This window comes from Pseudomonas sp. GW822-FHT04C11, assembly GCF_058800905.1.
This window is the reverse complement of record NZ_JBXAMS010000012.1, coordinates 76,455-98,264: the sequence shown is the minus strand read 5'-3', so window position 1 is coordinate 98,264 and position 21,810 is coordinate 76,455. Positions and strand designations below refer to the sequence as shown.

Below are 21,810 nucleotides of genomic sequence, written 5' to 3'. Positions count from 1 at the left end.
TACCTCAGCCGTTGGGCCCTACTGTCGCAACGATGGTCACTTGCTTGTTGTCAGGGATTTCCTGATACGCCAACACATGCAACCCCGGCACTGCCAAACGTCCGAACCGCGAGAGCATCGCGCGTACCGGACCTGCTACCAGCAGAATCACCGGTTGACCTTGCATTTCCTGACGCTGCGCGGCGTCGATCAACGAACGTTGCAGCTTCTCTGCCATGCTTGGCTCCAGCAAAACGCCCTCTTCCGAGCCTTGTCCTGCCTTCTGAAGACTATTGAGCAATATTTGTTCCAACCTTGGTTCCAAGGTGATCACAGGCAGCTCGGACTCAGTGCCTACAATGCTTTGGACGATAGCGCGCGATACGCCGACGCGAACGGCCGCCACCAGAGCGGCAGTATCTTGACTCTTGGCGGCATTGTTCGCGATGGCTTCGGCAATGCTGCGAATGTCGCGAACCGGAACCTGTTCGGCCAACAAGGCCTGCAGTACTTTGAGCAACTGCGACAGCGAAACGACGCCCGGCACCAGCTCCTCGGCCAGTTTTGGCGAGCTTTTAGCCAGCAATTGCATGAGCTGCTGAACTTCTTCGTGGCCGATCAGCTCGCTGGAATGCTTGTACAAAATCTGGTTGAGGTGAGTCGCCACCACCGTACTGGCATCGACCACTGTATACCCCAGGGATTGTGCCTGCGGACGTTGACTGATTTCGATCCAGACCGCTTCCAGGCCAAAGGCCGGATCTTTGGCGGTGATGCCATTGAGCGTGCCATAGACCTGCCCGGGATTGATCGCCAGTTCGCGGTCCGGATAAATCTCCGCCTCGGCGAGGATCACCCCCATCAGGGTCAGGCGGTAGGCACTCGGCGCCAGATCGAGGTTGTCGCGAATGTGCACGGTCGGCATCAGGAAGCCCAGATCCTGGGAAAGCTTCTTGCGCACGCCCTTGATCCGCGCCAGCAACTGACCACCCTGGTTGCGATCCACCAGCGGGATCAGCCGGTAGCCGACTTCCAGACCAATCATGTCGATCGGGGTCACGTCATCCCAGCCCAGCTCTTTGGTTTCCATGGCCCGTGCGGGCGACGGCAGCAGGTCCTGCTGACGCTTGACCTCTTCCAGAGCCTGAACCTTGACGATGTTGTGTTTTTTCCAGAACAGATACGCGCCGCCCGCTGCGACGGCGGCCATGCTGAGAAAGGAGAAGTGCGGCATGCCTGGCACCAGGCCCATGACTGCCATCAAACCGGCAGCTACCGCCAGCGCCTTGGGCGACGCGAACATTTGCCGATTGATCTGCTTGCCCATGTCTTCCGAACCGGAAGCACGGGTCACCATGATCGCCGCCGCGGTGGACAGCAGCAGTGATGGCAATTGCGCCACCAAACCGTCACCGATGGTCAACAATGCGTAGACCTTGCCGGCATCGCCGAAGCTCATGCCATGCTGGAAGATCCCGACCGCCATGCCGCCAATCAGGTTGATGAACAGAATCAGCAGACCGGCGATGGCGTCACCGCGCACGAACTTGCTGGCACCGTCCATCGAACCGTAGAACTCGGCCTCCTGGGCCACCTCCATACGGCGCAGTTTGGCTGCGGGCTGGTCGATCAGGCCGGCGTTCAGGTCGGCGTCGATGGCCATCTGCTTGCCCGGCATCGCATCCAGGGTAAAACGCGCACTGACCTCGGAAATCCGCCCGGCACCTTTGGTCACCACGACGAAGTTGATGATCATCAAAATCGCGAAGACCACGATACCGACCACGTAGTTACCGCCAATCACCACCTCGCCGAAGGCCTGAATCACCTTGCCGGCGGCGGCATGGCCGTCCTGACCGTGGAGCATCACCACCCGGGTCGAGGCCACGTTCAATGCCAGTCGCAACAACGTGGCGACCAGCAGAATGGTCGGAAACACCGCGAAATCCAGCGGCCGCAAGGCGTAGACGCAGACCAGCAGCACGACAATCGACAGCGCAATGTTGAAGGTGAAGAACACGTCGAGCAGGAACGGCGGGACCGGCAACATCATCATCGCCAGCATGACCAACAGCAACAGCGGCACACCCAGATTGCCTCGACTGAGGTCTGCCAGGTTGCTGCGGGCACTGTTGATTAACTGAGAGCGATCCACCGGTATTCCCCGTTCCTTGAAGCAAACTTTTGACGCCTGAAGCGGGCGCAGAGCGGGTACTGCAAGAAGCTTTCCAACTTTTGCAGGGGGCTTGAAACAGCGGGGTTTATCGGGAGTTTTTCAGCGACCGGACAGACGCCATCGCGGGCAAGCCTTGCTCCTACAGATCACTCACATCCGTAGGAGCAAGACTTGCCCGCGAAGAGACCGGATATTCAACGCCCATCCCAAGAATTCAGCCACAAACCTGGAAAACACCGGGATTTGTCCGACAGGCTTTCAAGGTTGCCCCTCGGAAGTGGCATCACTAGTCTTTGGTGGTCACTGCCAAATCAGCGACCGGGACTGGAAACCCGATTGAGTAAACGAGGCCGCTCTAACCAGTAAACGAGAACCTCGCCATGAACAAATCTTCGCACCTCCACGATTAAAAAACCGCCAGCCTCACCCCCTTCTCCATCCACAACGATCAAGCCTCGTTCCGCGTCAACAGTGGCGTCTCGATCCACGAAGCCTTGCCCCACGTGTCCGACCTGCTCCACCTCTCCAGGATGCTGGCCGAAGATGCAGCGATGGAGCGCAAAACCGACCGCTGTGCCTGGGCCTCTCACTACTTGCAGGAGATGAGCAAAGCCGTCATCGATAACGCGGTGAAAGTCATAGCCGCATCGAACAACCATCAAAAAGCCGAACATTAACTCACCCACCGCGAATCGCTCCCACGCTCCTGCGCGGAAACGATCTAAAGCCGTTCACGCCCCAACCACTCAGGCCGGCCGGTAGGCCGCCGTGCTGTTGCTGTTGCTGTTGCTGTTGCTGTTGATCTTGATCCACCCGCCCCTATCGGGAGGCCGAGTGGAGGTGTTCATCAGGGGGTGGGCGCGCAGCGCCGTACGGCGCAGCCGGACACATCGAGAGGAGGTCGTCGCGAAGCAGACCGTAGGCGATGCCCCCTGATGAATGCCGGAGCGAGGGTACGCCGAGCCTAGGCGAGGTGCCGTACGCTTGGGGCGAAGACTTTTGCTTCCTTTGGGGCGTTTGCCAAAGGGAGTCGCCGTCAGGGCGAAACCCTAAGTGGCCGTTACCGCAGAAATGGATATGTACACCTGCAAGAGATTGGTCGGCTGTCAGGCCGCCATCGCGGGCAAGCCCGGCTCCCACAGGGGATGGGGGTATATCTGAAAGAGACGGGTCGGCTGCCAGGCCGTCATCGCGAGCAAGCTCAGCTCCTACAGAGGATGGGGATATATCTGAAAGAGACGGGTCGGCTGTCCGGCCGCCATCGCAGGCAAGCCAACCCCCACAATTTTGATCAGCGTAAGCCGGTCAGGAATCCCGCCGCAGATCCGGAGGAATCGGCAATTCATCCTTAAGCGGATCCGGACGCTTACCCTTGCCCGCACGGTACTGACGGATCTGATAAACGTAAGCCAACACCTGAGCAACCGCCAAATAGAGCCCACCAGGAATTTCCTGATCAAGCTCGGTGGAATAGTAAATCGAACGCGCCAGAGCCGGCGACTCAAGCAGCAAGACCTCATTAGCCACCGCGATTTCGCGGATCTTCAGCGCCAGGAAGTCGCTGCCCTTGGCCACCAGCATCGGCGCCCCACCCTTCTCCGGATCGTACTTGAGCGCCACCGCGTAGTGGGTCGGGTTGGTAATGACCACATCGGCCTCAGGAATGGCCGCCATCATCCGCCGCTGGGACATCTCGCGCTGCAACTGGCGAATCCGCTGTTTGACCTCGGGGCGACCTTCCTGATCCTTGTGCTCGTCGCGCACTTCCTGCTTGGTCATCAGCAGTTTTTTGTGACTCTGGTAAAGCTGAACCGGCACATCGACCGCCGCGATCAGAATCAACCCGCACGCCATCCACAAGGTGCTCCAGCCCACCAGTTGCACACTGTGAATAATCGCCTGCTCCAGCGGCTCATGGGCGATTCGCAACAAATCGTCGATGTCCGAGCGCAGCACGCTCAGCGCGACGAACAGCACCAGCAGGAATTTTGCCAGAGCCTTGAGCAGCTCGATCAGCGCCGTGGACGAAAACATCCGCTTGAGGCCGTTGGCCGGGTTCATTCGACTGAACTTGGGTGCCAGGCTACTGCCGGCGAACAGCCAGCCGCCCAGGGAAATCGGGCCGACGATCGCCGCCAGCAACAAGGTCAGCAGCACCGGTTGCACCGCGATAATCGCGATCTTGCCCGACTTCAGCAAATACAGGCCCATGGCGTCCGGAGTCAGCACCACTTCACGCGGCAGGGAGAAGTTCAGGCGCATGATTTCCAGCAGGTCCAGCGCCAGACCGCCGCCGTAGATCAGCAATCCGCCCGCACCGGCCAGCATCACCGCCAGAGTATTGAGCTCTTTGGAGCGCGCGATCTCGCCCTTTTCACGGGAGTCCTTCTTGCGCTTGTCCGTGGGGTCTTCTGTCTTGTCCTGACCGCTCTCGCTTTCAGCCATGACTCAGCGCGCCTGTGCCATATCACGCAACAACTGCAAGGCCTCGGTGGCCAGCGGTTGATACTGGTTGAGAATGTCCCCAAGGCTGACCCAGAAAATCACCAGGCCCAGCACCAGGGTCAGCGGAAAACCGATAGAGAAGATATTCAGTTGCGGCGCCGCGCGAGTCATGACCCCGAAGGCAATGTTGACCACCAGCAGCGCGGTGATTGCCGGCAATACCAGCAGCATCGCCGCCCCCAGCACCCAGCCCATCTTGCCGGCCATTTCCCAGAAATGATTGACCAGCATGCCACTGCCCACCGGTAGGGTCGTGAAGCTTTCCGTGAGGACTTCAAACACCACCAGATGGCCATTCATCCCCAGAAACAGCAACGTCACCAGCATCGTCAAGAACTGCCCGATGACGGCCGCCGACACGCCGTTGGTGGGGTCGACCATGGACGCGAATCCCATGCCCATCTGGATCGAAACAATCTGCCCGGCCACCACGAACGCCTGAAAGAACAACTGCAAGGAGAACCCCAGCAGCGCGCCAATCAGTATCTGTTCGGCAATCAGCAGCAGACCGCTCAAGTCCAGCGGATTGACCTGCGGCATCGGCGGCAGGCCCGGCGTGATAACCACCGTTATCGCCAGCGCGAAGTACAACCGAATACGCTTGGGCACCAGGGTCGTGCCGAAGACCGGCATGGTCGTCAGCACCGCGCCAACCCGAAATAGCGGCAGCATGAAGCTGGCCACCCAGGTACTGATTTGCGCGTCGGTCAGCGCCAGCAATGACATGGTTTAGCCGATCAACTGCGGAATGCTGGTGTACAAGCGCAGGATGTATTCCATGAACGTTTGTATCAGCCACGGACCGGCAACGATCAGTGTGATCAGCATCACCAGCAAACGCGGGAGGAAGCTCAGGGTCTGTTCGTTGATCTGCGTGGCCGCCTGAAACATCGCCACCAGCAGGCCCACCAGCAAACTCGGAACGACCAATATGGCGACCATCATGGTGGTCAGCCAAAGCGCCTCACGGAACAGGTCTACCGCAACTTCAGGAGTCATATCGCCCTACCCGCTCACTTATGCCTAAACACCGCCGAAACTGCTCGCCAGCGTACCGATGATCAACGCCCAGCCATCCACCAGCACAAACAGCATGATCTTGAACGGCAGCGAAATGATCAGCGGCGAGAGCATCATCATGCCCATGGCCATCAGCACACTGGCAACGACCAGGTCGATGATCAGGAACGGAATGAAGATCATGAAGCCAATCTGGAATGCGGTTTTCAATTCCGAGGTCACGAAGGCCGGCACCAGAATGGTCAGCGGCGCCTGATCCGGCGTTGCGATGTCGGTGCGCTTGGACAGGCGCATGAACAACTCAAGATCGCTGCTACGGGTCTGCGCCAGCATGAAGTCCTTGATCGGCACTTGCGCCTTGGCCACTGCATCCTGAGCCGTCAGCTTCTCGGCCAGATACGGCTGCAAGGCATCCTGATTCACCCGATCAAAGACCGGCGCCATGATGAACAGGGTCAGAAACAGCGCCATGCCGGTGAGAATCTGGTTCGATGGTGTCTGCTGCAAGCCCAGGGCCTGACGCAGGATCGAGAACACAATGATGATCCGGGTGAAACTGGTCATCAGCATGACGAACGCCGGGATGAAGCTCAGCGCGGTCATGATCAGCAGGATTTGCAGGCTGACCGAGTACTCCTGAGCGCCATTGGCGTTCGTGCCCAGGGTGATCGCCGGAATCGACAACGGGTCGGCAGCGAACGCCAACGGCGCGGCCAGCATCAGGACCAGTGTCAACAGGATGCGCAACGGCATTACTTCTTATCCTTACCTAACAGCTCCATCAGGCGCTGGGCAAACTCGGGGGTCGCCTGCTCGGTGCTCGGCACTTGCACCGGCTCCTTGAGCACATGCAACGGGGTAATGGTGCCCGGCGTCAGCCCAAGCAGAATCTGCTCGTTACCGACTTGCACCAGCACCAGGCGATCACGCGGCCCGAGGGCGCGCGAGCCGATCAGCTCGATCACTTGCCCTTTGCCGGCAGGACCCGCCTGCTGAACACGGCGCAACAACCAGGCGAGGAAGAAGATCAGGCCCAGCACCAGCAGCAAACCCAGCACCAGCTGAGTCAACTGCCCGGCCACGCCGCTGCCGACCGCTGGGGTCGCGACCGCCGCTACCGGTTCCGCCGCCCATGCACTGAGCGGCAAGGCCAGCAATACACCGAGAAACGCCTTCACTCAGCGCAGCTTCTTGATGCGTTCGCTTGGGCTGATCACGTCGGTCAGGCGGATGCCGAACTTCTCGTTGACCACCACCACTTCGCCGTGAGCGATGAGCGTGCCATTGACCAGTACATCCAGCGGTTCGCCGGCCAGACGGTCAAGTTCGATCACCGAGCCCTGGTTGAGCTGCAGCAGGTTACGAATGTTGATATCGGTGCTGCCGACTTCCATGGAAATCGACACCGGGATGTCCAGAATCACGTCCAGGTTAGGACCGTCGAGGGTCACTGGCTCGTGGTTCTTCGGCACGCTGCCGAACTCTTCCATTGCCAGACGACTGGAGGACGAGGAACTCGCCGCATCGGCGGCCAGCAAGGCGTCAATATCGTCCTGCCCGGCATCACCCGTTTCTTCGAGCGCCGCAGCCCATTCATCGGCCAGCGCCTGGTCGTCCTGGGTATTCATTTCGTCAGCCATCATTTGTCCTCAGCGGGCAACCAATCAATTGGAAACCGTCAATTAAAAGCGAATGTGTGCGAACGCAGATCAGCGTCGCTCGATCGGCTCGATCACTTGCAACGCCAGGTTGCCCTTGTGGGAGCCCATCTTGACCTTGAAGGCCGGCACGCCGTTGGCGCGCATGATCATCTCTTCCGGCATCTCGACCGGGATCACATCCCCAGGCTGCATGTGCAGGATGTCCCGCAGGCGCAACTGGCGACGGGCAACCGTGGCACCGATCGGCACGTCGACATCCAGCACGTCCTGACGCAGGGCGTTGACCCAACGCTCGTCCTGATCGTCGAGGTCCGACTGGAAGCCGGCATCGAGCATTTCGCGGACCGGCTCGATCATCGAGTACGGCATGGTCACGTGCAGGTCACCACCGCCGCCGTCGAGTTCGATGTGGAAGGTCGAGACCACCACCGCTTCGCTCGGCCCGACGATGTTGGCCATGGCCGGGTTCACTTCCGAGTTGATGTACTCGAAATTGACTTCCATGATCGCTTGCCAGGCTTCTTTCAAATCAACGAAGGCCTGCTCCAGCACCATGCGCACGACGCGCAATTCGGTTGGGGTGAATTCACGGCCTTCGATCTTGGCGTGACGACCGTCACCGCCGAAGAAGTTGTCTACCAGCTTGAACACCAGCTTGGCGTCGAGGATGAACAACGCGGTACCGCGCAACGGCTTGATCTTGACCAGGTTGAGGCTGGTCGGTACGTACAGCGAGTGCACGTATTCGCCGAACTTCATCACCTGCACGCCACCGACAGCGACGTCCGCCGAACGCCGCAGCATGTTGAACATGCTGATGCGCGTGTAACGGGCAAACCGCTCGTTGATCATTTCCAGGGTCGGCATGCGTCCACGGACGATGCGATCCTGACTGGTCAGGTCATAGCTTTTAACGCTGCCGGGTTCAGCAGCGTTGTCGGTCTGTACCAGACCATCGTCGACACCATGCAACAGCGCATCGATCTCATCCTGGGACAGCAGGTCCTGCACGGCCATGTCGTGTTCCTACTGCAGTACGAAATTGGTAAACAGCAACTGGTCGATAACGACTTTGCCGACTTCTTTCTGCGCGACTTCCTGCACACTGGCAGTGGCTTTCTGGCGCAGCATTTCCTGACCGACCGGAGTCGCCAGGGTGTCGAAACTCTGCGCGGAGAACAGCATGACCAGGTTGTTGCGAATCACCGGCATATGCACTTTCAGCGCATCCAGATCGGCCTGGTTACGCGCCTGCAGGGTAATGCTCACCTGCATGTAGCGCTGACGGCCATTCTGGTTGTAGTTGGCCACGAAGGCCGGAGCCATGGGTTCGTAAATCGCCGCAGGCTTGGCATTACTGGCGGTTTCGGCTGCAGGCGCAGGCTTGCTCTGAGCGCTGTGCATGAAGTACCAGGTCGCCCCCACGGACAGACCGATCGCCAGCAGCACGGCCAGCACAATCACGAGAATAAGCTTGAGTTTGCCTTTCCCGGCAGGGTCTTTCACTGCTGCTTCGCTCTTCGCCATGCCAATAATCCGTCACTATTCGAGTTTTCACAGGTGCACGGCAAGGCAAGAGCAAGTGTTATGCCAGAAGTGTCAGGAGGGGGAATGGTGTAGCGGTCGGCTAATGCCGATATCAAAAGATCGCAGCCTTCGGCAGCTCCTACAAAGGCGGGGCGTAGGAGCTGCCGAAGGCTGCGATCTGTTCGGGTTGCTGCAACTCGTCAGGCGTAGTAATCGACTGCGCTGGAGCCGATGACGCTGGTCGTGCTGGCGGCCGCTTCAGCCACGCTTGCCGGCAGCTCTTCATCCGCCGAGCCCAGACGACCTCCGCTGGCAGTCGCGCCTGCGCCCTGGCCTTGCTGGGCCTGCTGCTGCCCTTGCCCTTGCCAGCCGCGGGACTGGTCGGACACGTTGACATCGACTTGCCCCATGCCTTGCTGGGCAAACATGTCGCGCAGACGATGCATCTGGCTGTCCAGCGCCTCACGCACCCCAACGTGAGCACTCATGAAGGTCACTTGAGTCTGCTGGTCGGGAACCATGTTCACCCGAATATCCAGGCGACCCAATTCCGCTGGCTGAAGCTGAATATCAGCCGCCTTGAGGTTGGCACTCGACAAATACATGACCCGATTGACCACTTCCTCGGTCCAACCGCTCTGATGCATGGCGATCGGCTGATTCACCGGCAACGCATTCGCGGTCTTGGGCGTGGCGGCCTGGGTCAGCGCCGCCAGGCGATTGGCAAAATCGTCAACGCGCGTGTCACTGGTCGCCGATTTCAGGTCCTTGAGCCCGTCGTCGATCAAACCGCTGAAGGACTTTTCGCCCCCCTGGCTGGTGCTGTCCTTGCTGGCTTGCACGTCAAGCATGCTCGCCATGCCATTGGCAAAGTTCTGCGCCGCGGTGGGCTCGCTATCGGCCTGATCCGGCGTCGCTTTGGTCGGGGACTGGCTGGAGGCCGACACGTGACCACTTTGCTCAAGTGCCAGGCGCACGGCCGGCATCGCGTCCAAAGGATCGGCTGCAGGATCGAACGAAGGATCAGTCGCAGCCACAGGCTGGGCCGGTGCAGGCGTCACTGTCGCCGCAAGAGCCGGATCGACCTGAGGCTGGGTCTGAACCTGAGCGACCACTGGCGGTGTTTGTGGATCGGGTACCGGCACTGGCGCTTGAGCCGGTTGCACCGCCTGCGCCAATGCCGGATCGAGAGTTGGGTCAAGCGGAGCGCTATCAGCCACCGGAGCATCCTTGGCCACTGCAGCATCGCTGGCACCGCTTGTGTCGCTAGCAGCCTTGTCGCTGGTATCCGCCGGTTTGTCGGCGGGCAAGGATTTGCCGCTATCGGCAACTTTCGCCTCTGGCGCGGCAGACTTGTTGTCAGGCGCCACTTTTTTGCCGGTGCTGTCCGCCACTTTGTCGCGCACGTTTTTACCGGCCCCGTCAGCACTGGACGCCGGGGTAGCTTGCGCCTGTTTGGCGTAGACCTGAGAAAAGCTGGCGGCCTTATCCCGGGGCTCCGCAGGCGCTGCCGGCGCATTGACAGGCACGGACTGAGTCTTGGCCTGCGAGGCGGCCTGAAGAAGCGAATTCGGGGCGAGGGGCATAACGGTCTCCGCTGCACTGGGATCGTAGGTACAGTTGAGAAACAAAGCTGCAAGGGTCGAGCCAGGTTTGCTCAGGTGCTGGAAAAACCTGCAACGTGGGTGCTTTCAACAATGAAAACGCTGGCGCTCTTCACTGTACAAGCGTCGGACGATGGCAAATTCGCCGTCGATTTCGCCGACCAGCTCTTCAATTCCCGCAAGGCTTTTTTGTTTCGCTCGCTGCTCCAGCTCATTGCACAGTTCAGCCAGGCGCGTAGCCCCCATGTTGCTGCTGCTGCCCTTGAAGCTGTGGGCGGCACTGAGCAACTGGTCGGGGTCCTGAGTTTCGCGAAGTTGGGTCAAACGTGTTTCGGAGTCCTGAAGGAAAGTATCCAGAAGTATCGGGTACTCATCCTCCATGACTTCTTGCAGCGCACTCAGTACGTCGTGATCCAGATGAATGTCAGTCACTTGTTCGCTCCTTGATCAAGAATGCGCGGATTATGCCTGAGCCTCCCAGGAAAACTCCACGCGGGCACGTCGGCCATTGTCCGACCAACTGGCACTGTGACTCAACTGACGAATCAGACTCACACCGCGACCCGACAAGCGGCCGCTGTCGACAGGTCGAGTCATGACCCGCTCTACGTCGAACCCTGCACCACTGTCTTCGACTTCCACCACCAGACAGCCTCCCGCACCTTGCGGCGACAGCTGCATATGCACCCGCAGGTAGCCATCCTCAAGCGCTTCCAGACGCGCATTGCGCTGCTCGTAATACCGCGCAAACCCGGAGGCATCGCGCTTGATACTCGAATCCAGGCCCAGTACACCATGCTCCAGTGCATTGGAATAGAGCTCGGCCAGCACACTGTAAAGCGCCCCGCTTTGCGCCCGCAACCCATGCACCTCAAGCAACAATTGCATCATATAAGGCAACGGATTGAAGCGCCTGAGCGAGTCTGCACGAAACTCAAAACTCACCGACCAATCCAGCGGGCAAGACACACTGCTGTCGGAATACACCATGGCTGGCGGCGTGAGTTGCGAGGCTTCGAGCAGGCGAACCTCGAGCATGCTGACATCGTCACGCGCCTCGCCACGGAAATCCCGCAGCGCCTGTTCGATCTCCTCGAACAATCGGTCTGGCTGGCGATTGTCGGCAAACACCTGCTGCAACCGCTCGACACCAAATAACTGGTCGTTGGCATCACAGGTATCGATCACGCCGTCCGACAACAGGAATACCCGGTCGCCGAGGGCCATCGGCAACACCTCGGTGCGATCATCAAAGGCTTGCGCACTCAACACTCCCAGCGGCAGATGCCGCGCCGGCAATACGGTGCGCTTGTCGTTGGCGATATCATGCAGATAACCATCCGGCATACCGCCGTTCCAGACCTCCACCGAACGACGCTGAAAACTCAGGCACAACAGGGTCGCGCAACAGAACATATCCACCGGCAGGATACGCTTGAGCTTGGCGTTCATCTCGCACAGCATTTCCGACAGGCCGTAACCCTTGGCGGTCATACCGTAGAACACTTCCGCCAGCGGCATGGCGCCGACTGCTGCCGGCAGGCCATGACCGGTGAAATCCCCCAACAGCACATGCATGTCACCGGCAGGCGTATATGCCGCCAGCAACAGGTCGCCGTTGAACAGTGCATAGGGGGATTGTGAATAACGGATATTGGGAGCGCTCAGGCAGCCGGAGTGAGCGACCTTGTCGAATACCGCCTTGGCCACCCGCTGCTCATTGAGCAGGTACTCATGGTGCCTGGCGATCAGATCGCGCTGCTCCAGGACCGTCGCCTGCAGGCGCCGCAAACGATCCATCGCCTTGATCTTGGCGCTGAGGATCACCTGGTTATAAGGTTTTGCCAGAAAGTCGTCGCCACCCGCCTCCAGGCAACGCGCCAAGGCTTCGCTTTCCGTCAGCGAGGTCAGGAAGATGATCGGCACCAGCGTTTCGCCAGCCAGCTGCTTGATCTGTCGCGCCGCTTCGAAACCGTCCATCACCGGCATCATCGCGTCCATCAACACCAGTTGCGGACGCTGCTGCTGGTACAGCTCAACCGCCTCGGCGCCGTTGGCCGCAGCCAACACCTCATGCCCCTGACGACGGACGATACTCGACAGCAACAAGCGATCGGCCGCGCTGTCTTCTGCGATCAGCACGGTCAGCGGCTCGGGCAGCGTCGACATGACGGTCAACTGATGTCGAACAGCTTGTCGAAGTTGGAGATGGCGAGGATTTTCTTCACATCGGAACTGCTGTTGACCACGCGAATATCGGAATTGTCTCCGCCAGCGTGATCACGCAACAGCAGCAACATACCCAACGCCGAGCTGTCGAGGTAGGTCGCGTCCTTCAAGTCGACCACCACCGAGTTTGGCATTTGCCCGTCGGGGCGCTCGTAGGACTCGCGAAACTCCTGATGCTTGGCGAAATCGAACCGCCCCTTGACCGAAATCGTGAGTTTTTGCCCATCCGGCGATACTTCTGTAACGACTGACATGCTGCGGCTTCCCTGTCATTGGCAACGTGTAGAAGGTTTAGCACTTGCCGGGAGCATGAGCAAGGTCAAAAGATCGCTCAATACGGGTCGTGGCGCGGCAAACGCTGGGAAAGCTCATCGAGCAGTTTCTGCTCACGCCGGTCTTCGAGTTGGCGAGCCTCATCAATGTAACGCTGCACCAGCTTGCGCAGCCCTTCAACCCGGGCAAACGCCTGCTGCCAGGTGTCACGTGCCTTGTTCAGGTTGTTCTGGTGCCAGGCCAGGCTTTGGCGCTGCTGATCGATCGCGGTGCCGAGTTGCGCGAGAAAGCCCTGATACCCCAGCAACCATTGCCCCGAGACGCCACTGCTGCCGCGTACGATCCATTGTTCCTGGTACTCGAGGCGGAAGCTTTCGAGGTCGGCGAGCTTGCTTTCGGCCAATCGCACCTGGCCCTGAAAGTGCCCCAGGCGCTGGGCAGCGGTCTTTTCAGCCTTTTCAGCCATATCGACCACGGGCGCCAGGCGCGCCGACCGGCTCTGGGCCATGAGGTGTTAGCCGCCAGCCGCCGGGGCAAAGATCGAGGCAAGGTATGCCTCGCTCTCGCCCAGGTTGATGCTGTCGTTCAGGCCCTGACGCAAGTACTTGGCCAACTGCGGCTGCAACGAGATCGCCAGATCGGTTTCCCGGTCGCCGCCCGCTACATAGGCGCCGACGCTGATCAGGTCGCGGCTTTGCTGATAACGCGACCAGAGCTGCTTGAAGTACTGCGCACGGGTCATGTGGTCTGGGCTGACCACCGATGGCATGACCCGACTGATGGACGCTTCAATGTCGATCGCCGGGTAATGCCCCTCTTCCGCCAAGCGACGCGACAGGACGATGTGCCCGTCGAGTACGCCTCGAGCGGCATCGGCGATCGGATCCTGCTGGTCGTCACCTTCGGACAACACCGTATAAAATGCGGTGATCGAACCGCCGCCCGCCTCGGCATTACCGGCACGCTCCACCAGTTTCGGCAGTTTGGCGAATACCGATGGCGGATAACCCTTGGTCGCCGGTGGCTCACCGATGGCCAGGGCGATTTCCCGTTGCGCCTGAGCAAAACGGGTCAGCGAATCCATCAGCAACAGGACGTTCTTGCCCTTGTCGCGGAAATACTCGGCGATTCGCGTGCAGTACATCGCGGCGCGCAGACGCATCAGCGGCGCATCGTCCGCAGGCGACGCCACCACCACGGAACGCTTGAGCCCCTCCTCACCGAGGATGTGCTCGATGAATTCCTTGACCTCGCGACCCCGCTCGCCGATCAGCCCGACCACGATGATGTCGGCTTCGGTGAAGCGGGTCATCATGCCCAGCAACACACTCTTGCCGACGCCGGTGCCGGCGAAGAGGCCGAGGCGCTGACCGCGACCGACCGTCAATAATCCGTTGATGGAGCGAATACCCACGTCCAGCGGCTGGCTGATGGGGTCGCGCTTGAGCGGGTTGATGGTGGGACCATCCATCGGCACCCAGTCTTCGGCTTTCATTCCGCCCTTGCCGTCCAGCGCACGGCCGGCGCCATCCAGTACCCGCCCGAGCATGCTCATGCCCATCGGCAAGCGCCCGGCATCGGCCAAGGGCACCACCCTGGCGCCCGGGGCGATGCCGGCGACACTGCCGACCGGCATCAGAAACACCTTGTTGCCAGAGAAACCCATGACTTCGGCTTCGACCTGTACCGGGTGATAACTGTCGTCGTTGATCACCATGCAACGGCTGCCCATGGCGGCGCGCAGGCCCTCGGCTTCAAGCGTCAGGCCGACCATGCGCAGCAAGCGTCCTTCGAGGATCGGTTGGCCGGGCAACTCGGTGGCCTGTGCATAAGTGCTCAGGCGCTTGCCGAAGCTGGTGCGATCAAGGCGCATCAGCGATTTCCGGCTCTGGCTCAAGTGCTGCGGCAGACGGCTTTTCGCTGACGGGTAGCTCCAGCGTCAAATCCGCCTCGGCCGGATGCAGCGCCTGATCGTGCAATTGATCGAACAGCTTGGCCATGATCTGCGTGATACGGGTTTCTACGGTCGCGTCGATACGGCTGTGCTCGGTCTCGACCCGGCATCCGCCCGGCAACATGGCTTCGTCTTCGACGATGCGCCAGGTCTCCTCATGGCGCTCACGCAATGCCTTGACCTGCTCGAAGTCCTGCGGGTTGATGTACAGACGCACATTCCCGACGCCTAGCGGCAGCAATTTCAGGGCTTCGCGCATGACGTGTTCGATTTGCGTCGAGTCGATGGCCAGCTCGCGCTGAATCACCTGCCTGGCAACGTGCTGGACCAGCCCGACCAGAGATTTCTCGATCTGCGTATCTTGCTCGGCAATTGGTTCGAACAGATTGCCCATCAGCAATTCAAGGCTGGCGAGCTTTGCGCTCAGGGCCACGTCAGCTTCCTGACGAACCTTGAGCGTGGTGCTGTGAAAACCTTCTCGCTCACCGGTAGCGAAGCCTTCGTTGTAGGCTTCCTGACGAATGCTTTCGAGCTCTTCGAGGGTCAGTGGCTGGACTTCCTCCAGCGGCACTTCTTCCATCTCCGGCGGCTCGGGCTCAGGCTCGGGTTCAGGCTCCGGGACGTGCGGGTCGAAGCTGGGCAACGACCAGGTATCAAAACCGCGAACATCACGCGCACGAATCAGGTCGGTGGGCGACTCATCACTCTTGGATGCCATGGCGTTAAATCATTTCCTCGCCGCCCTTGCCGCCGAGAACGATTTCTCCGGCTTCGGCCATACGGCGGGCAATGGTGAGGATTTCTTTCTGTGCGGTTTCGACGTCGCTGACGCGTACCGGGCCCTTGGCCTCCAGGTCGTCGCGGAGCAATTCGGCCGCCCGCTTGGACATGTTCTTGAAGATCTTTTCCTTGACGCCTTCGTCCGAGCCCTTGAGGGCCAGCACCAGCACATCCGAGGAGACTTCGCGCAGCAACGCCTGAATTCCGCGGTCGTCGACGTCGGACAGGTTATTGAACACGAACATGAGGTCTTCGATCTGACCGGACAGGTCTTCGTCGACTTCGCGGATCGAGTCCATCAGCTGGCCTTCGATCGAGCTGTCGAGGAAGTTCATGATGTCGGCTGCACGCTTGATACCACCCAGGGTGGTGCGCGCGGCGTTGGAGTTGCCGGAGAATTGCTTCTCGAGAATCTGGTTGAGTTCTTTCAGCGCGGCAGGCTGTACGGTGTTCAGCGAAGACACGCGCAAAATAATATCGAGGCGTACTTTATGGTCGAAGTTACCGAGTACTTCGCCGGCCTGATCCGGATCGAGATACGCCACGACGATGGCCTGGATCTGCGGGTGCTCGTAACGGATCACGTCCGCCACGGCACGCGGTTCCATCCACTTCAGGCTGTCCAGGCCGCTGGTGTTGCCACCCAGCAGGATACGGTCGATAAGGCCGTTGGCCTTGTCTTCGCCCAGCGCCTGGGTGAGCATCTTGCGCACATAGTCATCTGAGCCGACGCCGAGGCTGGTCTGATCGCCGACGATGTCGACGAACTCGCTCATCACCTGCTCGACCTGCTCGCGGTGCACGTTACCCATTTGCGCCATGGCCACACCCACACGCTGGACCTCTTTGGGCCCCATGTGGCGCAGCACTTGCGCAGCATCGGTTGAACCCAGGGACAGCAGCAGAATCGCGGCTTTGTCGACCCGGCTGAGTTTGGCGATAGCGGCTCGGTTATCACTCATCTGCGTTAATCCACTCTTTCACGACCTGAGCCACACGACCCGGATCTTCGGCCACCAGGCTCTTGATTGCGTTCAACTGTGCGTCATAGCCTTCGCTCGGGCTAGGCAGCAGAATACTTTGCGGACCACCTAGGCTGACGCGGTCGTTGGCCAGTTCGCCGTCCAGGCCGCCCATGCCACCGAGCTCGACATCGCTGCCAAGACCTGCCAATTGCTTGCCTTTACCGCCGCCGGTAATGTTGTTGAGCACTGGACGCAGCACGCCGAACACCAGCACCAGGATGAACAACACGCCGAGAACCTGTTTCACCACATCCCAGAACCAGGGCTGCGAGTAGAACGGAATGTCAGCGATGACTTCGCCACGCTCGGCCGAGAACGGCACGTTGATCACGCTGACGCTGTCACCACGGCTGGCATCAAAACCGACGGCGTCCTGCACCAGACGTGTGAAGCGTGCCAATTCATCGGTGCTCCACGGCGCGCGGGTAGTTTCACCGTTGGCCGCATTGACCTTGACCTGATCATCCACAACGACCGCAACCGACAGGCGATTCAAACGGCCCTGCTGTTGCTTGGTGTGACTGATGGAACGGTCGAGCTCGAAGTTCTTGGTGGATTGTTGACGCTTGTCCGCCGGGTACGGTGCCAGCATCGGCTGACCGGTTGCCGGGTCCATGATTTGCTGGCCGTTGGCATCCAGCAGCGGCTGACCTGGCTGCACCATGCCCGCGGAAGCGCTCGATCCACCGGTGGTTTGTGGTGCTGAAGCCGGCGATGGCGGCTGGTTGCTCAGCGCACCGGGAACGCCTTGCGGGCCGTTGCTGGCGGTGCGCTGCTCGGACGTCGATTGCTCGCTGCGCAGGGCCGGCTGATCCGGATTGAACTGCTCCGAAGTCGACTCGACTGCACTGAAATCCACGTCGGCGGAGACTTCAGCCTTGTAGCGATCGTTACCCAGCACTGGCTGCAGAATATTGTGCACACGCTGTGTGAGCATGCTTTCCATGCGGCGGCTGTAATCGAATTGCTTGCCGGCCATGGTCAGTTCGGAGTTTTCCGCCTGATCGGAGAGCAAGGTGCCCTTCTGGTCGACGACGGTGATCTGCGACTTGCTCAACTCAGGAACGGCGGTCGACACCAGGTTGATGATGGCCATGACCTGGCCCGGTTCCAGCGAACGGCCTGAGTAAAGCTCGACCAGCACCGATGCGCTGGGCTTGCGTTCATCACGCACGAATACCGAGCTTTTCGGAATCGCCAGGTGCACTCGGGCGCCCTTGACGTTGTTCAGGCTGGAAATGGTCCGCGCCAGTTCACCCTCAAGGCCGCGACGATAACGGGTCGCCTCCATGAACTGACTGGTCCCCAGGCCCTGGTCTTTGTCGAGGATTTCAAAACCGATGTTGCCGTCGCTGGGAGTGACACCAGCAGCGGCGAGCTTGAGTCGCGCGCGCGCCACATCATCGGCCTTGACCAGCAAGGCACCGGAGTTGGGTTCAACGGTATAGGGAATGTCGGCAGCGGCCAGGGTTTCCATGACCTGCTTGGCGTCCATACCGGCAAGGCTGCCGTACAGCGGCCGATAGTCGGGTTGCTGCGACCACAGCACCACGGCAAAACCAATCGCCACGCTCGCAGCCAGGCCAACCAACAGGCCTACCTGACGCAGCATGGTCATCTCGGAGAGGTTTTCCAGGAAGGACAGACCAAACAACGGCGGTTTGCCGTCTGCTGGCGTGACCTTGGCCGGAACGTTATCGGCGACTGCTTCTGCCATGACTCAATCTCGTCCTTAAACCGGCATCTGCATGATGTCTTGGTATGCCTGAACCAGCTTGTTACGCACTTGGGTCAACGCCTGGAAAGATACGCTGGCCTTTTGCGAGGAAATCATTACATCTGTCAGGTCGACGCCACTTTTGCCAATTTCGAAAGCATTGGCCAGTTGGTTCGAAGCCTGTTGGGTGTCGTTGACCTTGTTGACGGCCTGACCGAGCATGTCGGAAAAGCTGCTACCGCCCATTTCCGGCACCGCGACCGCCGCTTTCGGCTGAGCCATGGCGTCCATTTGCATGGACCGCATGTCCAACATCAAGCGATTAAATTCAATACCTTGGCTCATGGTCTACTCTCTCTGACGACCCGCAATTTTTTGACACTCACTCGGCGGATAGAGTGGTGTTAGCAACAAGGGTGCCAGCTCCATGGCGACACTTCATAAAAGTCCGACACCGATCACCGCCCCTGTAGCAGCTGCCGAGCCCGCGAGGCTGCGTTCGGTCTGGGCCGCATCCAGACGGAGCGGTCGTAAAATCAGGCGGCACGTTCTTCCAGGTAAACCGCGTATGCAGGATTTGCGAGGACTCCGTCCGAACGCGGCCCGCCTCGAACGCCGCCTCGCAAGCTCGACAGCTGCTACAGATACGGGTCAGGTCGCAAACAAGTAACCTTCGACGTCCATTCCCGCATCGCGCATTTGCGCCAGCTTGTAGCGCAAGGTCCGCGGGCTGATACCCAGGCGCTCGGCCGCCTCCTTACGCCGCCCGCGCTCGGAACGCAAGGTATCGATAATCATCTGAAACTCGCGACGCCGCAGGTCATCGCCCAGCGCGCCCGCTGAATCGCCTTGCGGTGCCTCGACTTCGAGCATGCGTGACGACATTGGAACCGGTGTCAATGCTGGCAGTGGCGCGCAAGCGACCGGCCCCGCAAGGCAAAAGTCCTGCGGCTGAATCAAACCACCCTGTTGCAAAATCAGCGCCCGTTGAATGGCGTTGTCCAACTCACGTACGTTGCCCGGCCACGGATAACCGATCAGGCAAGCCTGAGCTTCCGGCGACAGCCTGGCAGCGGCATGCTTCATTTTATTGACGTGCTTGGCCAGCAGACGCTCGGCCAGCGGCAAGATATCGGCGGTGCGCTCACGCAACGGACGCCAGGCCAGCGGAAACACCGACAGGCGATAGTAAAGATCTTCGCGAAAGCGCCCCGCCGCCACTTCGCCCGCCAGATCGCGGTTCGTGGTTGCGACCACCCGGATATCCAGCGCAATCGGCTTGCGTGCACCCACGCGCTCGACTTCACGCTCCTGCAACACGCGCAGCAGCTTGGCCTGAAGCCCCAAGGGCATTTCGGAAATTTCATCGAGCAGAATGGTCCCGCCATCGGCCTGCTCGAACTTGCCGGCCTGAGCCGCAATAGCGCCGGTGAACGAGCCTTTCTCATGCCCGAACAAGGTCGCCTCGAGCATGTTGTCCGGGATCGCCGCACAATTGATCGCAATGAACGGCTGACTGGCGCGATGCGAGTGCTGGTGGATGTAACGCGCCAGCACCTCTTTGCCGGTGCCCGACTCTCCCGAGATCAACACCGTCGAATCACTGCGCGCCACACGGGCTGCCAGCTCAAGCAACTGCGCACTGGCCGGCTCGAACGCCACCGGACCTTCGCCCTCTGCAGCACCGAGGCACCCCAGGGCATGGCGCGACACCAGATCCAGTAGCGCCTTGGGCTCGAACGGCTTGACCAGATAGTCTGCCGCCCCCTGACGCATCGCATCGACGGCGCGCTCGACCGCGCCATGGGCGGTCATCAGCAAGACCGGCAACTGCGGCTGACGAATTCGCAACAACCCCAACAACTGGTGACCATCCATGCCCGGCATGTTGACGTCACTGACCACCAGATTGAATGACTCGCTCGCCACGGCTTGCAGCGCATCTTCGGCCGAGCCCACTGCGGTGTAGTCGTGACCGGCCAGCAGCAGCGTATCCGTCAATGCTTCGCGCAGAGAGCGGTCATCTTCGACCAGTAAAACCTTGATTGCCATCAGCCTCTTTCCACTCCTTGAGCGCTGGAGAACAACGGCAAGACCACCACCGCACACGTGCCGCGGCCCGGCCGCGAGCGCAGTTGCAATTCTCCCTGATGAGCACGGGCCACTGCCTTGACTACGGTCAGGCCAAGGCCGGTACCGGTGGTTTTAGTCGTAAAAAACGGCTCACCCAGGCGCGCCAGCACAGTGGGGTCGATACCGCCGCCGTTATCGCTGACGCACAGCCGAAGGGTGCTTTCACGGGTGTATAGATGGACCTTCAGACGGACATCGCCAGCACTGGCCTGAATCGCATTTTCAATCAGGTTCAGCAGCGCGCCGACCAGCGTGTCGCGATTACACAGCAATTCTCCGGCATGACTGTCGCACTGCCAGCGCACCGGATAATCCTGGACATGCGTCAATGCCGCCGCTTGCAGCGATTGCAGGAGTGCCCCGGGTGTCAGGCGATCAGTCAACGGCAGTTCGCCGCGAGCGAACACCAGCATGTCCCGCACCTGATGCTCAAGCTCATGCAGGCGCTCTTTCAAACGTCCGGCAAACCGTTGCTGGGTAGCGACCGGCAACTCTTGCTCAGTCAAATGACTGGCATACAGCAATGCTGCGGACAGCGGCGTGCGAATCTGATGCGCCAGTGAAGCGACCATCCGGCCGAGGGACGACAAGCGCTCATGGCGAGCCAATTGGTCCTGCAGGTGCCGGGTTTCGGTCAGGTCGTTAAGCAGCACCAACTGGCCCGGTTCGGCATCCAGCGAGCGCGTGGAAATCGACAGGCGTCGACCATCCTTCAGGGAAATTTCATGACCATCGTCTTCGCGTGGAGCAAAGCAGCGGGCAATCACATGACGCCACAACTCTCCTTCAAGCGGTAGACCCAGCAGCTCGCAGGCCGCCGGATTGGCTTCGCGCACCATCCCCTGGGCATCGATGACGATGACGCCACCCGGCAACAAGTCGAGAAGGTTTTGCAGCCGGTTGGCCAGGCGTTCTTTTTCGGCCAGCTCTTGCATGCGCTGAGCACTGACCACTGCCAGTTCGCCCTTGAGCTCGGTGACCCGAGCCTCAAGCATGCTGTAGGAATCGGTCAGTTGGCTCGACATCTGACTGAACAGCGCGAACGCCTGCTCAAGGCCAAGCCGACTTGCCTGCTCTACAGAGGACGATTGCCCCGAGACTTCGGAGACAGGGGACATTTGGGCGGCGTGGGGCATCGTGCTCTCTCGCTTGGCTGACCGTCAGTTAAACGGAACGTTGCGAGGGACGTAGCAATACCCGTGCCTAAAAAAAACCGCCCATTATTCA

At 60.1% G+C, this 21,810-nt stretch carries 21 protein-coding genes and 1 pseudogene; 1 reads left to right on the top strand and 21 read right to left on the bottom strand.

Annotated features, from left to right (window positions below; translation table 11 throughout):
• Positions 1-4: 4 nt before the first annotated feature.
• Positions 5-2,134: a flagellar biosynthesis protein FlhA gene (flhA, locus tag AC1RJ3_RS19630; RefSeq protein WP_054596299.1), complete on the bottom strand. Its 2,130-nt coding sequence runs from the start codon at positions 2,132-2,134 to the stop codon at positions 5-7.
• A gap of 446 nt (positions 2,135-2,580) precedes the next feature.
• On the opposite strand from flhA, the pseudogene AC1RJ3_RS19625 reads away from it, so the two are divergent.
• A pseudogene (locus tag AC1RJ3_RS19625) lies at positions 2,581-2,832 on the top strand (DUF3077 domain-containing protein); the annotation flags it as partial.
• A gap of 628 nt (positions 2,833-3,460) precedes the next feature.
• On the opposite strand, the gene flhB reads toward AC1RJ3_RS19625, so the two are convergent.
• The 20 genes from flhB to AC1RJ3_RS19525 all read right to left on the bottom strand — a co-directional run bounded on the left by flhB (position 3,461) and on the right by AC1RJ3_RS19525 (position 21,701).
• Positions 3,461-4,600, bottom strand: coding sequence for a flagellar biosynthesis protein FlhB (flhB, locus tag AC1RJ3_RS19620; protein ID WP_347929338.1), 1,140 nt, complete (start codon positions 4,598-4,600; stop codon positions 3,461-3,463).
• Between the two features lie 3 nt (positions 4,601-4,603).
• Positions 4,604-5,386 carry a flagellar biosynthetic protein FliR gene (gene fliR / locus AC1RJ3_RS19615; RefSeq protein WP_054596296.1) on the bottom strand — a complete coding sequence of 261 codons (783 nt, stop codon included), beginning with the start codon at positions 5,384-5,386 and terminating at the stop codon, positions 4,604-4,606.
• 3 nt (positions 5,387-5,389) lie between these two features.
• On the bottom strand, positions 5,390-5,659 hold the full coding sequence (gene fliQ, locus AC1RJ3_RS19610; protein ID WP_054596295.1) for a flagellar biosynthesis protein FliQ: 270 nt from the start codon (positions 5,657-5,659) through the stop codon (positions 5,390-5,392).
• A gap of 24 nt (positions 5,660-5,683) precedes the next feature.
• Positions 5,684-6,433, bottom strand: coding sequence for a flagellar type III secretion system pore protein FliP (gene fliP / locus AC1RJ3_RS19605; protein ID WP_054596294.1), 750 nt, complete (start codon positions 6,431-6,433; stop codon positions 5,684-5,686).
• On the bottom strand, positions 6,433-6,858 hold the full coding sequence (fliO, locus tag AC1RJ3_RS19600) for a flagellar biosynthetic protein FliO (RefSeq protein WP_145014857.1): 426 nt from the start codon (positions 6,856-6,858) through the stop codon (positions 6,433-6,435). The genes fliP and fliO overlap by 1 nt, the downstream gene beginning before the upstream one ends.
• The gene (gene fliN / locus AC1RJ3_RS19595) at positions 6,859-7,320 is read right to left on the bottom strand and encodes a flagellar motor switch protein FliN (protein WP_054598271.1); all 462 of its coding nucleotides are present in this window, start codon (positions 7,318-7,320) and stop codon (positions 6,859-6,861) included.
• Positions 7,321-7,389: 69 nt separating this feature from the next.
• The gene (fliM, locus tag AC1RJ3_RS19590; protein ID WP_010456950.1) at positions 7,390-8,358 is read right to left on the bottom strand and encodes a flagellar motor switch protein FliM; all 969 of its coding nucleotides are present in this window, start codon (positions 8,356-8,358) and stop codon (positions 7,390-7,392) included.
• A 9-nt stretch (positions 8,359-8,367) separates the two neighbouring features.
• Positions 8,368-8,868, bottom strand: coding sequence for a flagellar basal body-associated protein FliL (gene fliL, locus AC1RJ3_RS19585; RefSeq protein ID WP_054596291.1), 501 nt, complete (start codon positions 8,866-8,868; stop codon positions 8,368-8,370).
• Between the two features lie 200 nt (positions 8,869-9,068).
• Positions 9,069-10,454, bottom strand: a complete 1,386-nt coding sequence (locus AC1RJ3_RS19580; protein WP_493080014.1) for a flagellar hook-length control protein FliK — start codon at positions 10,452-10,454, stop codon at positions 9,069-9,071.
• 105 nt (positions 10,455-10,559) lie between these two features.
• On the bottom strand, positions 10,560-10,904 hold the full coding sequence (locus tag AC1RJ3_RS19575; RefSeq protein WP_054596289.1) for an Hpt domain-containing protein: 345 nt from the start codon (positions 10,902-10,904) through the stop codon (positions 10,560-10,562).
• A 30-nt stretch (positions 10,905-10,934) separates the two neighbouring features.
• Positions 10,935-12,641 carry an ATP-binding SpoIIE family protein phosphatase gene (locus AC1RJ3_RS19570; protein WP_493080012.1) on the bottom strand — a complete coding sequence of 569 codons (1,707 nt, stop codon included), beginning with the start codon at positions 12,639-12,641 and terminating at the stop codon, positions 10,935-10,937.
• A gap of 5 nt (positions 12,642-12,646) precedes the next feature.
• Positions 12,647-12,955: an STAS domain-containing protein gene (locus AC1RJ3_RS19565; RefSeq protein ID WP_103315616.1), complete on the bottom strand. Its 309-nt coding sequence runs from the start codon at positions 12,953-12,955 to the stop codon at positions 12,647-12,649.
• 77 nt (positions 12,956-13,032) lie between these two features.
• Positions 13,033-13,482 carry a flagellar export protein FliJ gene (gene fliJ / locus AC1RJ3_RS19560; protein WP_054596287.1) on the bottom strand — a complete coding sequence of 150 codons (450 nt, stop codon included), beginning with the start codon at positions 13,480-13,482 and terminating at the stop codon, positions 13,033-13,035.
• 6 nt (positions 13,483-13,488) lie between these two features.
• Complete coding sequence (fliI, locus tag AC1RJ3_RS19555) at positions 13,489-14,847, bottom strand: flagellar protein export ATPase FliI (protein WP_347929334.1); 1,359 nt, start codon at positions 14,845-14,847, stop codon at positions 13,489-13,491.
• Positions 14,837-15,646 carry a flagellar assembly protein FliH gene (fliH, locus tag AC1RJ3_RS19550; RefSeq protein ID WP_347929333.1) on the bottom strand — a complete coding sequence of 270 codons (810 nt, stop codon included), beginning with the start codon at positions 15,644-15,646 and terminating at the stop codon, positions 14,837-14,839. The genes fliI and fliH overlap by 11 nt, the downstream gene beginning before the upstream one ends.
• A 4-nt stretch (positions 15,647-15,650) precedes the next feature.
• Positions 15,651-16,670, bottom strand: a complete 1,020-nt coding sequence (gene fliG, locus AC1RJ3_RS19545) for a flagellar motor switch protein FliG (RefSeq protein ID WP_019692390.1) — start codon at positions 16,668-16,670, stop codon at positions 15,651-15,653.
• Entirely contained in the window at positions 16,663-18,450 is a 1,788-nt protein-coding gene (gene fliF, locus AC1RJ3_RS19540) for a flagellar basal-body MS-ring/collar protein FliF (protein WP_054596284.1), read from the bottom strand. The genes fliG and fliF overlap by 8 nt, the downstream gene beginning before the upstream one ends.
• A 15-nt stretch (positions 18,451-18,465) precedes the next feature.
• The gene (fliE, locus tag AC1RJ3_RS19535; protein WP_019692392.1) at positions 18,466-18,795 is read right to left on the bottom strand and encodes a flagellar hook-basal body complex protein FliE; all 330 of its coding nucleotides are present in this window, start codon (positions 18,793-18,795) and stop codon (positions 18,466-18,468) included.
• 306 nt (positions 18,796-19,101) lie between these two features.
• Entirely contained in the window at positions 19,102-20,502 is a 1,401-nt protein-coding gene (locus tag AC1RJ3_RS19530) for a sigma-54-dependent transcriptional regulator (RefSeq protein ID WP_493080007.1), read from the bottom strand.
• The gene (locus tag AC1RJ3_RS19525) at positions 20,502-21,701 is read right to left on the bottom strand and encodes a sensor histidine kinase (protein ID WP_493080005.1); all 1,200 of its coding nucleotides are present in this window, start codon (positions 21,699-21,701) and stop codon (positions 20,502-20,504) included. The genes AC1RJ3_RS19530 and AC1RJ3_RS19525 overlap by 1 nt, the downstream gene beginning before the upstream one ends.
• Positions 21,702-21,810 lie beyond the last annotated feature (109 nt).